This is a genomic window from Tessaracoccus flavus (assembly GCF_001997295.1).
GTDB classification, from domain to species: domain Bacteria; phylum Actinomycetota; class Actinomycetes; order Propionibacteriales; family Propionibacteriaceae; genus Arachnia; species Arachnia flava.
Map to the genome: position 1 here is coordinate 269,531 of NZ_CP019605.1, position 13,190 is coordinate 282,720.

Below are 13,190 nucleotides of genomic sequence, written 5' to 3' on the forward strand. Positions count from 1 at the left end.
CTTGTCAACAGGTCGATGTGGCGTCTGACTAGGCTAGGAGACAGTGCCGCCCGTCACTTGCGTGGACACGCGTAGGCATGGCAAGCGGATCTCGGGGCACACTGGGGGCACGATTCGTGCTCCAATCTGATACGAGATGCGGCGGTGGCGGACGCAGGAGGGGGGTGGGACATGGCGGAGGGTCGCCGAGCGTGGGGCAAGGTTCGTCAGCTTCCCTCCGGGCGCTACCAGGCGTCCTACGTCCTCCGCAGCGTTCGCGGCGGCGATCAAGGCACCCGCTACACAGCGCTCCAGACGTTTGATGCGAAGGGCGATGCCTGGGGCTGGCTCGACCGTGAGCACCGGCTGATCGATCGCGGCGACTGGACTCCACCGATCGAGCGATTCCGCGAGGCCGAGGAGGAGCGCCAGCGCAAGGAGGTCGCCCGGCAGGCAGCGGCGGCGGTGCCCACCATCGCCGCCTACGGCTCACGCTATCTAGAGCGGGCTGACCTCGCTGCGACGTCGCGGGACCGGTACCGGCAACTGTTCAGGTTCTACATCCTTGCCGAGCCCGCGACGATCACGCGGCGAGGGATGGTGAAGGACAAGCCTGTTGCGAAGCACGGCATTGGCGGTGTGCGCGTCACCGAGTTGACCCGTGCCGACGTGCGCCTGTGGTGGCAGGGTCTCCCGGTCAGCACGCGCGAGTCCTCGTGCCGGCAGGCGTACGACTTGCTGCGAGCGATCATGAACGCCGCCGTCGAGGCTGAGCTCATCGAGGTGAACCCTGTCCAGGTCAAGGCGGCCACCCAAGCCCAGGCCTCGCGGGAACGAAATCTGGACCCCCTCCCGATCGACGTGTTGTACGCCGTCGCGGAGCAGATGCCCGACCCGTGGCGGCTGGGCGTACTCCTGGGGGGCGTGTTGGGTCTTCGTTCCGGTGAGGTCCGGGCCCTGCAGCGCCGCGACTTCAGTCTTAACGTCGAGGTGCCGACGGTGAAGGTCCATCAGTCGGTGAAGGAGGCGGAGGGAAAGGTCGAGATCGGACCGCTCAAGACCGCCCGCAAGGGCATCGCCTTCCGCACCCTTCCCATCCCGGCTGCTCTCGTGGGTGACGTGAGGACGCATCTTCGTGAGCACACCCAACTGGGCCGGACGGGGTTGCTCTTCTGGCGCACCAGGGACGGCGGGCCCGTGAAGTCCGCGGACTGGCTAAGGGCGTTCAAGAAGGCATGCAAGACCGTCGCCGATCACCTGGAGGAGGACGCTGCTCGTCGTCTCGAGCAGTCGGGGGAGCAGGAGAGCGAGGAGTCGCAGCGCATCCGGGAACTGCTGACCGGTCAAGGGGGCTACGTCTTCCACGGGACGCGCGTGACTGGCCTCACGTGGGCCTACCGGCTGTCCGGGGGCAATCTCCGGGCCGTCCAAGCGATCGCCGGCCACACCTCGCCGAAGATGGCGTTGCGCTACCAGCGCGCGGAGATGGACTACCTTGCCGCAGTGGCGGGCAACGTCTCCTCGATGATCGAGGCCAGCACGCGCAAGCCTTGATCCGACCCACGCTCGCTCGAGGAGGCGGATTCCAGGTCCGCTGGGTTGATCGAAAGGGCGTTCTCGACGGGTGACGATGGCGTTGTCGATGCCGACTGAAAATTGACCCCGTGGCGCCCGGCAGAAGTGGGTCAATTTTCAGTCAGCGTTGACAGGCGTGCCGACAACTGCCCGGGCATGCAGAGCCCGCTGTTCGGTTGAGGCGCTGAAGCTGGCGCACGATCAGCGCAATGAGCTGGCAGATGCACGTTCCGCTCGTCCGCTACGGTCGAGCTCGTGTGGTGGATACGGGTCCCGATGAGCCCTCGTTCCAAACCGCTGGACAAGAGGCAATGCAGAAGGAGGAGAACCCTGCGGTCAAATCAAACCGGCTTCGTACCTGAGCTGCCACATCCCGGCCAGCAGAGCCGAGCTCTGCCGGGTCGGCAACAGCAATGCGGCGATGAACCCCGACCATGCGGCCGTCGTCGTCAACACCGGCGGTGCCACAAGAACACCCGGCCCGACCGGCACCACCTTCGCCGGGAACCACAAGTCGCACTGCACGATCTCCCCGGGCCGGTACTCGGTCCGGTCACTCGGGTCGGGGGGAGCATACAACGGCCGAAAAGCCGCGTCGCGTGTCCGCAGCAGCGACGCCAAATGCTGCCAGCCGATCCGCTCGGCGATTACCGACGCCGACATCGTAGGGAACTCCGAAAGCAACCCGCGGAGCTCCGGTTCGAAGCTGTTCGACCAACGATCCCGACGGGACGCGCTCACACCTCCACCAGCGCGCGGGACAGCTCCCCGATGCCCGCCAGGTGGGCGTCGAATCGAACTCGGCCGCCACCGGGGATGGCGATGAACAGTCAGTATTCAGGCGGCATCGATAGCAGCGGCGTGACGGCTTGGGTATCGCTCACCCGTCAGATCCTCCAGTAGATCGGCCCGCCACTGGGAAGGAGCCCACATACCTCACGCAGAGAAGGATGAAATACGTATCTATCAAGTCCTCTGGGCAACCGGAGGCGGCCGAGTCGATCCATTGTGAAGAAATGGGCTAAGCCATCGTCCTCCTCTTCGACACCCAGTAGTCCTGCCTGCCATAGGACAGACGCGAGGTCCGGAGCGCCGAATAGTGCCCGCGCCTCCGCTTGGAGTTCAAGTATCTGGGGCCATCCCACTCGAAGATAGACACAACGTTGGATCAACTGCGTGACTTGCTCAAGCCGGCTGTCCTTATACTCGGCGACGCCCAAGTAGCTATCTACGAAATGATACTTACTCGCCTCCGTGGGGACCTCATCAGCAACCACATGGTTTGCCACAACAGTCAACTGCGTCTTGCCGCTGATGAGCGCGACGTCCGACACAACTTGACGAAGGTGCTCGTTGTCGAGCGTTTCACCCTGCGCCCACAACTCGAGAAGCCTTTGAGCAAGCAAGTTTCCGAACGAAACCACATCGCGTGGAAGGCATTGTGCGTGGCGCAGAATGTATTCATAGAGAGGTTCGCGTGTATCGTACGAGTTCTTGACGGTAGAGAAGCCGACCCAGTCACTCAGCGATTCGGGTCGAGTCGTCCCGCCCCAGAGTTCAGCAGGCAGTCGACGTGTCTTTGCGTCTAGGAGCGCTTTGGCGGCGGTGTAGCCCCACTCGAGAATGGATACATGCGGATCACCGACGTATCTCGATGCGTGCTCGCTTTGAAAAATCGAATGGAATACTGAATCCCGAATGGAGATCACTACGTGAAGTCTCGATCCCAGTGAGGGGTGCCTCAACATGCGCATCGTTTCGTAAAAGAGCCCCTTTTGGCACCGAAGCCAGTATGCTGGCGCCCGCGCGTACTCCTCATCGATCGCGTCGATGATAAAGTAAAGTGGAGGTGCATCCCGCAGGTGCTGCGCGACCCTTGTCTCGAGATCGTCCCACAGTGGATTGTTGACCATTGCCAACAACGACTGGGGCGAGTGTGCGCCGTCGATTAGTTGTTTCAGTGTCGTGAAGGGGCTTCGCTCGGCTTTGGCCCTCCGAATCAAATGACCGAAATCAGTGTTGAGGCTTTCGCGCTCCTCGGTAGTGAGATAGGGACGGTACTTCTTGGAAAACAGAAGATAAGTTGCTGCCGCTACCAGGATTGCGCGGCCCCAGCAAAGCTGCCAAGTCTCTGTAAGTAGCCCTTCGGGAAACCAGTGCGCGACTCTTAGAACGTGATCGGTGGTTATCAGAGTCGTGGTTGGTGCCTCAGCGACCACTACGGACTGATTCGCCTCAAGATCAGCCTGGAAGCGCCGAAGATATATCGTCTTCCCCGACCCTTTGCGGCCGACAACCACACGCACGCGTTGCGCATCTCGACCAAAGAACGCCGATGCTCGCAACTCCTCAACGTCGACGAAGTCTCGCAAATCAGCCCGACCGCCGTCCGGATCCCCGAAGGCTCCGGGCTCCCCCTGATGTCGTGCGATGAAAGCACGGGCGTTGCGCTCACGCTCGCGCGGATCCCATGCGCGAAAGTCATCTATGGCGGACACTATATCAATCCGTGAATCGCTTGGCTGCGCACCTCGCGTAAAATGCCCGCCCGATCGGGGAACAGTTTGCGGTCAGATATCATCATTGTATGAAGATCGCGCAGGGCAGCTGGACGAACCGTAGGAGATATTGTGTATGCCCTGAGCGCATCACTCTCCCCCATGTCGCGAAGTTGTTGTATGAAGCAAGTTCCAAGACGCCCCACAACAAAGACACCCCGCTGAGCGCCGAGTCTCTGGTTCCACGGACCGGCCGGCGGTGCAACCACGGAGACATCCCCTCCACGATTCAGGAATGGACGAGAGGCGTCGAGTCGATAAACCACGCAGTTGCGGTCCTCGTAATCAGCGCCTGGCGAGAGTGCTGTGAGTGCAAAGTACATCGCCACCATCGGACTCCGAGTCCAGTCGAGGAGGGCAGTCGGCAGGCCCCAATGCTGCCCCAATGCCCATAGGTCTGCGTCGGTCAGCTCTGCGGCGTCGTCTCCTAGCTCAACCGAGTACTCGCGGTAGAGGCTTTGAAGACGTGTTGCGAGCGCGGTCCGGTCACGGACAAAGTTCTCATCCGCAAAGCGATCCAAACTGGCTACCATGCACCATGCGGCATTACCAACTCCGCGCCAGACAAATTGGTCATCGTGGCTCTCGAAGAGGAAGTCGCGCATCTCCGGCCACGTTTCAAAGTGCGTGCCGTCACAATCAGCTGCTGAACTCAATTGTTACACCTCTCGGGCTAGGAGCAAGATTGCACCTGTCTAACAAGATTGGGTGAAGCATCAAATCCTTAACGTGCGTGCCTAGACGACTGTCGACTCTCCTGGAGACGGAGAAACGCGAATTGTGATCGTCAAACTGTGCCAATATTCGGTGCAGCCATAGGCAATCGGTTAAGTGTGGTGCCGTTGCTTCTTCCCAGTTCGTGACAAGAGCTTGCAGTTGAGTCCAATCGAACCGCTCGTTGCTAATCCGTTCAAACTCAATGATCAAACGCTCCTTCAGGGAGATACCGGAGGGCTCACCGCCCGCTGACAGTCGGCTGCCCGTCAAGCTTCTAGCGCCTAGTGCGCGCATGTCGCTCACTAGCTGTTGCAAAGTGAGGTCGGCAAGCCTCTCTGCGTAATCGGCCACCGCAGCCTTGAGTTGATCCTCGGGTACGCGGTGAGCAGCAGTTAGGCGCGCGATGACGACACGGACAATGGACTCAATCGCTCGCGGCGTCAGTGTGGTATGTCGTAGGAGATATTCGGCAACGTCCTCGTCCACCCCTCTCTCTGCGACGTGTACTGTGGGATTGTCTGCTAATTCGGGGAGCGAGCAACCACCATGTCTCGTGATTTCCTTCTCCAGGAGCTGACGAATGGCGGATTTGGTCCATTTGAGATCAATGAAACAGCGATCATTCGTGAGGTTATGACCGGTCATACGCCATAGATAGTGATTCGTGGACGGACGCACTGCTGCATGGATACGCAAACGGTCGGGCTGGGCGATTGGCGCCCGTGCCAGTTGTGACAAATGTAGAGCAAGGCCAGCTTGCGTTTCCGCCATTATTGACGGATCGTTGTCGAAGTATTCATCCAGATGGTCTATCTCCAGCAGAAGAGGCGGAAACCGTGCGGCGGGACAGGCTCGGACTATCTCTTCGATCTCAGTCCAACGCGCCTCATTAAACCGTGCGGCCGGCTTCTGTGTTGCCGGGGAGTCGGCAAGGATCGTCACGACGGTGTTTGGATGCTTCGTCGTCGCGAGTCCGAAGAGTGCTTTGGGGAGATGCCGCGCTGCGCCCCATTCGATCCGTGCCGCGTAGTCAGGTGGCAGTTCGGTCCGGTGTTCGTAGAGGTGCGTGAAGATCGATGTGACCAAGACAACGCGCCACACGCTGGCCCAATGCGTGATGTCTACGAGTGGCGTACTCAGCCGGCGCCACACGGGGGTCGTGGGCGGCATCGGAGCCGGCGGGACTGAGAAGGGAGTCTCTTCCAAGAGGCGATCTAGCACCTCTTGGAGGAGCCGGGTCTTGCCGGACCCGATTGCGCCAGAGATGACCAGGACGGGTTGCTCGAGGGCTTGTTCGACGACACCTTCGGCAGCGGCGTTTGGCTCAACCCATTGTTGTCGCACGTGCATGCAGTTGTCTCCCCCGTCAGTACTTCCCATGATAGCTGCTTCGCGGGAAGCAGGTGGATTGGTTCGCGATTGACGCCAGGCGGTTGGCCCTGGCTTCCTGCCGACGGACCGGTGCCTGCTTCACAGGGGTAAGTTCGGATGCTGGCGCTGGTGCGGAGGAAGCGTTCTGGTCTGAAGTGGTTACCTGCCGACTGGCAGTCACCAGGGTGCAGGGTGCCTTGGGCCTATCCCGGGTTCGCCCCGCTCCCTACAGCGGATTTTGGTGGGCCTGGGGAGGGCCATTCGTTCGCCGATTCAGCTGCAGATGGTGTCGCCCTTGCAGGTGAAGGCACTGCTGGACGGGTGTTCCAGGGCTTGTCTGCGGCTCTTCTGGGCTTGTTGTAGCGCACGTTGGGCTTTGCGGAGGAGGTGATCGGCTTCGTTCGCGGCGGTGAAGGCCAGGTCTGCCAGCTCGAGGTTCTTGCGATGACCACGGCCAGTGCTACGTCTTGGCCGGCGGCGTTGCGGGTCCCGGTGTTGGGCGTTCAGGTCGCCTGCCCGTTTGCCGGCAGCCGGCGATCGGTCCCGGAGCTTGGTGCGGACCGCGCCACTGGCGTCCTGAATCCGTCGTTTTGGTCGCAAACGCCGGATCCGTTTCGCCAACAGCCCGGAATCGGTGGGATGAGGCCACGTTCGCACCGACAACGGTGGTGTCGACCCGGATCCGGCTGCAGCGCAGCACCTCGTAGGTTGCCGCGAGCAGCGCCTGGTTTACCCGTTGACAGCGCCGATCCGCACCGGGTGGTCGGCTTCATCAATGTGGTCGGGTGGGGCACCGGCTGGTCCAGTGCGATGCGGCAGACACCTCCGCTGCCGGACTGGCCAGCTACCGCGCAGCGCTCGAAGACCGCTTCCTGATGAATGACCTCAAGACCCTGCGCCGGTTCCCACGCCTCATGGAAGTACCCCCCCCGGGTGTTCGGGACCTACCGAGGGCGGCCCGCGACTTCATGCGCGGACTGTTCCTGTTGGAGGGGAGAGGACGCGCGTCGGGCCGGACGAAGTGCCACTGAGCTGAACTCGGACGGCGTGCGCTGCGGGTAGCGACGGAGCAGGGCGTCGACGTCCTTCGGATCCAGGTGGAGGCTGCGGCCGGACCGGACGACCGGAAGAGCGCCCTCGGCGATCCGGCGGCGGATGGTCTTCACGCTGACCCGATCCGGGCGGCGGCCGTGGGCAACGACTCGTAGGTCCGAATGGTCATGGCGCTGTCCCTTTCCCGGGCCCTGGCGAGCCCTCAAGAACACAGGACCAGTTCGACGTAGTCCACGCCGCAGCCCCCGGACCGGTCGCCCTGTGACTCCCAAGTTGCTCCTGGGCGATCGGCGAACAGTTATCACTTGTGGGAGCGGGGTTGCGCGGTCTACGAGGCCGCCACGAGATCAAGGCAAAGATGGGGTCGGTCTCGTTCCGAACGGACGGCCCGGTGACCATGCTCCAAACATTCGCAGCGTCGCCAAGTAGGCCCTCACGTGCACGTCACTGCTTGTGGGCTGGGAGTTAGGCGGTTGCGCCAAAGGAGGTCGCGTCCTCCGTAGCCCAAGTCGTGCACGTCACATGGGTTCGCGTTCAGGACCCGAGTGCACGCCGCCGGCTCGGTCCGACGTGGTCGGGGTCTCGACGGATGGTGTGGTGGCCTGGATCAGCGCCTGTAGGTCAGCGTGTAGCTTCGCATGGTTGAGCGTCCAGTGCGTGCGCCGGCGGCGGCGGTCGTCGCGGGGAACGTCGCCGGTGACGTAGCCGTGGTCTTCGAGCTCGTTGAGGTTGCGCGCGATCGTGGTACCCGCCACGCGCTCACCGAGTGCGGCGACGAGCTCTGGAGTGCTGAGACGGCACCCATGCTCGGCCAACGCGACGGCGATCGCGAGCTTGACGCGGTTCATGCCCATGCCGACCAACGCGTCCAACCCGACGGGGAGCGGGGCGTCGGAGTAGGCGGGCACGCGCCCATTGTTTCAGTGGTCCGCGGCAAGGGGAGACGAGACACGATGAGCAATCTATGCCGCTAAACGGTGTAGATGTGCTAGCGTGACACGCGAAGGGACCAAGCTCGATATCCCCAAGATCACGGAGAACCGTGTTTACCCTTCCCGAACAAGGTCCACCCCCTGGAGAGCTTGGAGCCAGAGATGGCCGCTTCTGACAATGGCCGCACCCGCGACTACGCGGAACCGGCGCCACGAGCGCCAGACGCACCCGGGAGCTTCGGTGCTGCCGCAGTCTGGGAGACAACAACAGATAGCGCATGTCCACGAGGCGCCTCTTTGCCCCGTTATGGCCCTTAGGCGAAGGAGGATGGGATGACCCACCAAGGACTGGCCACCAAAGCAGTGGGAGCCATCATGGCCGCTGCACTGATCGGTGGCTGCACTGCCGCGCCCACCAACAGCCCGACCCCGGTCCTCGCGCCCATCACGCGCCGCGACCCCGGCCTTGACGACGCCGGCCAACCGTTGCGCGACGACCAGGGCCGCCTCCTGCACCGGACCCACGTGGTTACGACCAAACCCGTCACGGTGTTCGACATCCGGCAAACCGACGGACCCACGTTGCCCGACCCCAAGATCGGCGACGGCGCCCTCCTCACCGGAGAAGCACCTGCAGGACTGTGGGACCGACTCCAAGGTCTCCTTGAGGAGAGAGGCTTCGACGTCCGTCGCGGAGCGGACCTCGGTGGCGCGAACGGCGTCACCGACTTTACCCAGCGGCTGGTGACGATCCGCGACGACGTCGACGACGCCCAGGCCGTCAAGACCCCCGCCCACGAAGCCGGGCACGTGCTCCTTCACCAGGACCAGGGCAGCCGCGACTGCCGCGGGATAGTCGAAGTCGAAGCCGAGTCCGTCGCGTACATGGTCACGAGCGCACACGGCCTCGACTCCAGCCAGTACACCTTCAACTACGTCGCCGGCTGGGCCCTCAACGCGGTGACCGAGCAGCGCGACCTCGCCGAGATCCTCCGCAGCACAGGCCAGCGAGTCATTGGCGCGGCCGCCCTCATCCTCCAAGCCACGCAGCCGGCGCCTACTATCACCGACGGAGCGCTCGACGCCCTGGAGTCGGAGGTTCGAACCCAGGTCGATCCGACCAGATGGGAAGTCGCGCCTGCCGTCGCCGAGCCACCCCCGCAGGTGTCACCTCCAAGTCGCGCCGTCCCAGCGCCCGCCTTGTCTCTCTGACGAGTCGCCAATCCGGCGGTCACGCACCAACCCGACCTTCCATCCCGACACCGAGAGGAAACTGGCCATGTCGCTCCCCATCTCGCACACTTGGGGTCAACCCGTGCCCGAATGGCTGTCATTGCAGCAAGCGGCCGCCGTGTACGGCGTGAGTGTCGACACGCTGCGGCGACGCGTCGCCTCAGGGAAGCTTCGGGCGTCAAGGTTCGGCGTGAGGCTCACCCGAGTCCGCGTCGAGGATCTCGACAGGCTGTTCCGGCCCATCCCCACGGGCGATGACCTCACTCAACGACGGGCACGTGCGCGCAATCAGCGCCCCTGGTAAGAAGCCACCGATCGTCCACACCGGCGCCGCGCACCTCATGTTGCGCGGCGCTCATGCCTGAGTCTGCGAGCCCGTGCGACCCCATGTCGCCCGGATCCAGGGCGGCCCTGCCAGAGCGCGCTCAAGTGCCCGAGGAAGATGCCGCGAAAACTCGGGGCACGAATCGGGCTGCAAGGCGCCATCAGTCCCGAAAATGAGGATTCCCGCCCTAGTCAGAGCGGGAATCGTGGTGGCGGAGGATACGAGATTCGAACTCGTGAGGGCGTGAACCCAACCCGCTTTCCAAGCGAGCGCCATAGGCCTCTAGGCGAATCCTCCGGGGGAGACCTTACCGGAGCAGGTGACCCGCCCCAAAATCAGCGACGGCGCGCCCCCGGGGGAGCGCGCCGTCGGAGATCGATCGGATCAGTTGTAGACGATCACCTTGTCACCGACACGGGCGATGTCGAAGAGACGGGCGATGGCCGCCTTGTCGCGGACGTTGACGCAGCCGGCCGAGCTGCCGTTGTAGCCGCGGGTCGCGAAGTCTTCGGAGTAGTGGATGGCCTGGCCGCCGCTGAAGAACATGGCGTAGGGCATCGCGCTGCCGTAGATGCTGGACACGTGGTTGCGGGACTTCCAGCCGATCGACCAGGCGCCGTTACGCGTGGGCGTCAGTTCGCCGCCGAAGCGGACGTCGAGCACGACGTCGACCTTCCCGTTGACGACCCAGGCCATCTTGCGCTGGCTCTTCGAGACGCAGAAACCGCGACCGGTGAGGCAGCGCGAGTCGAGCCGGAAGCCCTGCTGCACGAGCGGGTTCGCGATGATCGGCTGGGGGGTCGACGGGGTGGGCACGTTGGCCGGCGGGTTGGGGTTGGTGGCGGGGATCGACCGCACCCACGGGCGGGTGGGGGTCGAGAAGTTGACGATTGAATTCAGCAGTTCAACGTTGCGCTGGATCACCTTGCCGTCCTTGAGCGAGGCGACGGTGGCGACGGCGTAGTTGCGGCAGGCGCCGCGACCGGTGGCCGGGGTGTGGCACTCGGTGCGCCACTGGCGGCCGTCCGCGGCCGTCCACTCGCCGTTGCGGCCCAAATCGTTGTTGGTCCAGTTGGACTCGGGGGAGGGCAGGTACGCGAGGTTGTTGAAGACCCAGTTGTTCTGCTTGTACCACTGGCCTGACTTCAGCACGATCGTCGACGCGAAGATCTCCGTCTGACACCGCACGACGGTGGAGGAGTATTCGCTGCACTCCGTGAACCAGTAGCGCCCGTTCACGTAGTGATAGCCCGGCGTCACGTACAGCGCCTGCGCGGGGGTGAGCGGTGCAGGAGTGGGCGTCGGCGTGGGCGTGGGGGTCGGCGTCGGCGTCGGCGTGGGGGTGGGCGTCGGCGTCGGCGTTTCGGTGGGGTCCGGGGTCGGCGTCGGGGTCGGATCCACCGGCTCAACCTCGGGCGCCGGCGAGGTGAGCACCGGCTCGGTGGGGGCCGGAGACGCGGTCTCTGCGCCCGCCAACGGCGCTACGAGCACCAGGCTGAGCGCGGCCACCGCAGCCGAGAGCAGAGTTTTACGCATATAAGGGGTCCCCTTCGTGAGCAGAATCAGAGTTCATCGTAAGCTTCTGCACCCCGTTTCGCGCAATCCGAAGCGCCCTGGTCAGGACCAATTGTCAACCCACGCCCGAGGTTCGTCGAGGAATGGCGTTAGTGCTTGTGAAAAGCCGTCGGGCACCAGCGTCCGGGGCCGGCCGTCTTCGCACGGGCGCCGCGTCACGCATCGGCGAGGCGTAGGCTGGAGGGGCAGCACAACAAAGGAGTTGACATGGCTGACGTCCTGGTTCTCGGAGCCGGCGTGTCCGGCCACACCGCCGCCCTGCACCTGTCCCGCCTGTTGCCCGACGGCAACACCGTCACGGTGGTGTCACCGAACTCACAGTGGAACTGGATCCCCAGCAACATCTGGGTCGGGGTCGGCAAGATGAAGAAGAGGCAGGTGGTGTTCCCGCTTGTGCCCGTCTACCGGAGAAAGGGCATCCGGTTCATCCAGGCCAAGGCCACCGCGATCTGGCCGCGCGGTGACGAGAGTGCCGAGCAGCCGGCCGTGGACGTCGAGTTCACCGCTCCCGGCAGGACGGGCCAGACCCAGCGTCTCCGCTACGACTATCTGGTCAACGCGACCGGCCCGCAGCTGAGATTCCACGCCACGCCGGGCTTGGGACCCGACGGCGGCCACACCGTCAGCGTCTGCACGGCGGACCACGCCGTCGAGGCCGCTCAAGCGCTCCGAGCGACGATCGAGCGGCTGAAGGCGGGGGAGTCGCTGACGTTGGTGGTCGGCATGGGCCACGGCACGTGCACCTGCGAGGGCGCGGCCTTCGAGTACGTCTTCAACGTCGATCATGAGCTCCGCGAGGCGGGGGTGCGGGACCGGGCACGGCTCGTCTACCTCACCAACGAGGCCGAGCTCGGCGACTTCGGGGTCGACGGCATGGTGTTCGAAGAGCGCGGATTCCAGACGACGTCGGAGCTCTGGGCCGGATCGCTGTTCCGCGAGCGCGGGGTGGAGGCGATCCTCGGGGCGCACGTCACGCGGGTCGAGCCCGGCGTCGTCCACTACGAGACGCTCGACGGCGCAACGCACACGCTCGACTTCGATTTCGGCATGCTGCTGCCGCCGTTCGGTGGAGTGCCGCTCCAGGCGTTCGACCGGGACGGCGGAGACATCACCGCGTCGCTGTTCGCGCCGTCGGGCTTCATGAAGGTCGACGCCGACTACACGGCCAAGCCGTACGAGGAGTGGCGGGCGGACGACTGGCCGAAGACCTATCAGGCCGTCGGCTACGACAACATCTGGGCGGTCGGGATCGCGTTCGCGCCGCCGCACCAGATCTCGCGGCCCCGCAAGAGCGCCAACGGCACCGTGATTGCCCCGTCGCCTCCGCGCACCGGGATGCCGTCGGGGGTGATGGGCAAGGTCGCGGCCATGTCGATCGCCGACCGCATCCGCAAGGGCCCGACGGCGCCGAACCACGAGGCGTCGATGGCCGCCATGGGCGCGGCGTGCGTCGCGTCGGTCGGCGAGGGGCTGAGGACCGGCTCGGCCGCGGCGATGACGATGATGCCTGTGGTGCCCGACTACCAGCGCTACGACACCGGCCGTGACCTGGCCGACACCCGCGGCGAGGTCGGGCTCGCGGGCCACTGGGTGAAGCTCATGCTCCACCACCTGTTCCTGTACAAGGCCAAGGGGCTGCCCGGCTGGCAGCTGATTCCGGAGTGAGTGCGATGAGTGAGAGAGTCCATGAGCAGCAGTTGACCGCCCCGGCGGGCTCCACGGTTGCCGACCTGTCGAAGGCGCCGCTGCCGACGCCTGCCACGTTGCGGAAGAGGATGAGCCTCCCGCTTCAAGTGGTGCGCTTCTTCGTCTTCAACGCGCGCATCATGCGGATGGTGCTGAAGGGTCACAGCCAGGACCACTGACCCGTCA

12 protein-coding genes and 1 tRNA gene are annotated in these 13,190 nt (G+C 64.2%); 5 read left to right on the forward strand and 8 right to left on the reverse strand.

Annotated elements, in window-relative coordinates; all coding sequences use genetic code 11:
* Nucleotides 1-144 precede the first annotated feature (144 nt).
* Nucleotides 145-1,533, forward strand: coding sequence for a site-specific integrase (locus tag RPIT_RS01100; RefSeq protein ID WP_143028238.1), 1,389 nt, complete (start codon nt 145-147; stop codon nt 1,531-1,533).
* Between the two features lie 357 nt (nt 1,534-1,890).
* On the opposite strand, the gene RPIT_RS01105 is transcribed toward RPIT_RS01100, so the two are convergent.
* The 6 genes from RPIT_RS01105 to RPIT_RS01125 all read right to left on the reverse strand — a co-directional run bounded on the left by RPIT_RS01105 (nt 1,891) and on the right by RPIT_RS01125 (nt 8,161).
* Nucleotides 1,891-2,217: a hypothetical protein gene (locus tag RPIT_RS01105; protein WP_143028239.1), complete on the reverse strand. Its 327-nt coding sequence runs from the start codon at nt 2,215-2,217 to the stop codon at nt 1,891-1,893.
* A 224-nt stretch (nt 2,218-2,441) separates the two neighbouring features.
* Complete coding sequence (locus RPIT_RS14810) at nt 2,442-4,052, reverse strand: P-loop ATPase, Sll1717 family (RefSeq protein WP_143028240.1); 1,611 nt, start codon at nt 4,050-4,052, stop codon at nt 2,442-2,444.
* Nucleotides 4,052-4,717: an FRG domain-containing protein gene (locus RPIT_RS01115; RefSeq protein ID WP_077339748.1), complete on the reverse strand. Its 666-nt coding sequence runs from the start codon at nt 4,715-4,717 to the stop codon at nt 4,052-4,054. The genes RPIT_RS14810 and RPIT_RS01115 overlap by 1 nt, the downstream gene beginning before the upstream one ends.
* A gap of 34 nt (nt 4,718-4,751) precedes the next feature.
* A complete protein-coding gene (locus tag RPIT_RS14815) occupies nt 4,752-5,915 on the reverse strand; it encodes a hypothetical protein (RefSeq protein WP_143028241.1) in 1,164 nt (387 codons plus the stop codon).
* A gap of 1,229 nt (nt 5,916-7,144) precedes the next feature.
* Nucleotides 7,145-7,366 carry a hypothetical protein gene (locus RPIT_RS14820; protein ID WP_143028242.1) on the reverse strand — a complete coding sequence of 74 codons (222 nt, stop codon included), beginning with the start codon at nt 7,364-7,366 and terminating at the stop codon, nt 7,145-7,147.
* 405 nt (nt 7,367-7,771) lie between these two features.
* The gene (locus RPIT_RS01125; protein WP_077339752.1) at nt 7,772-8,161 is read right to left on the reverse strand and encodes a helix-turn-helix domain-containing protein; all 390 of its coding nucleotides are present in this window, start codon (nt 8,159-8,161) and stop codon (nt 7,772-7,774) included.
* A gap of 357 nt (nt 8,162-8,518) precedes the next feature.
* Between RPIT_RS01125 and RPIT_RS01130 the strand changes: the two genes are divergently transcribed.
* Nucleotides 8,519-9,397: a M78 family metallopeptidase domain-containing protein gene (locus RPIT_RS01130; protein WP_077339754.1), complete on the forward strand. Its 879-nt coding sequence runs from the start codon at nt 8,519-8,521 to the stop codon at nt 9,395-9,397.
* A 67-nt stretch (nt 9,398-9,464) separates the two neighbouring features.
* Nucleotides 9,465-9,722, forward strand: a complete 258-nt coding sequence (locus tag RPIT_RS16065) for a helix-turn-helix domain-containing protein (protein ID WP_077339756.1) — start codon at nt 9,465-9,467, stop codon at nt 9,720-9,722.
* A 230-nt stretch (nt 9,723-9,952) separates the two neighbouring features.
* Here the strand turns inward: RPIT_RS16065 and RPIT_RS01140 are convergent.
* Both RPIT_RS01140 and RPIT_RS15495 read right to left on the reverse strand, forming a co-directional pair.
* Nucleotides 9,953-10,040 (reverse strand) — tRNA-Ser (locus RPIT_RS01140).
* Between the two features lie 87 nt (nt 10,041-10,127).
* Complete coding sequence (locus RPIT_RS15495; protein ID WP_226996301.1) at nt 10,128-11,279, reverse strand: L,D-transpeptidase; 1,152 nt, start codon at nt 11,277-11,279, stop codon at nt 10,128-10,130.
* A 246-nt stretch (nt 11,280-11,525) separates the two neighbouring features.
* On the opposite strand from RPIT_RS15495, the gene RPIT_RS01155 reads away from it, so the two are divergent.
* Nucleotides 11,526-12,983, forward strand: a complete 1,458-nt coding sequence (locus RPIT_RS01155) for an NAD(P)/FAD-dependent oxidoreductase (protein WP_077339758.1) — start codon at nt 11,526-11,528, stop codon at nt 12,981-12,983.
* 5 nt (nt 12,984-12,988) lie between these two features.
* Nucleotides 12,989-13,183: a hypothetical protein gene (locus RPIT_RS01160; protein ID WP_077344150.1), complete on the forward strand. Its 195-nt coding sequence runs from the start codon at nt 12,989-12,991 to the stop codon at nt 13,181-13,183.
* Nucleotides 13,184-13,190: the final 7 nt, after the last annotated feature.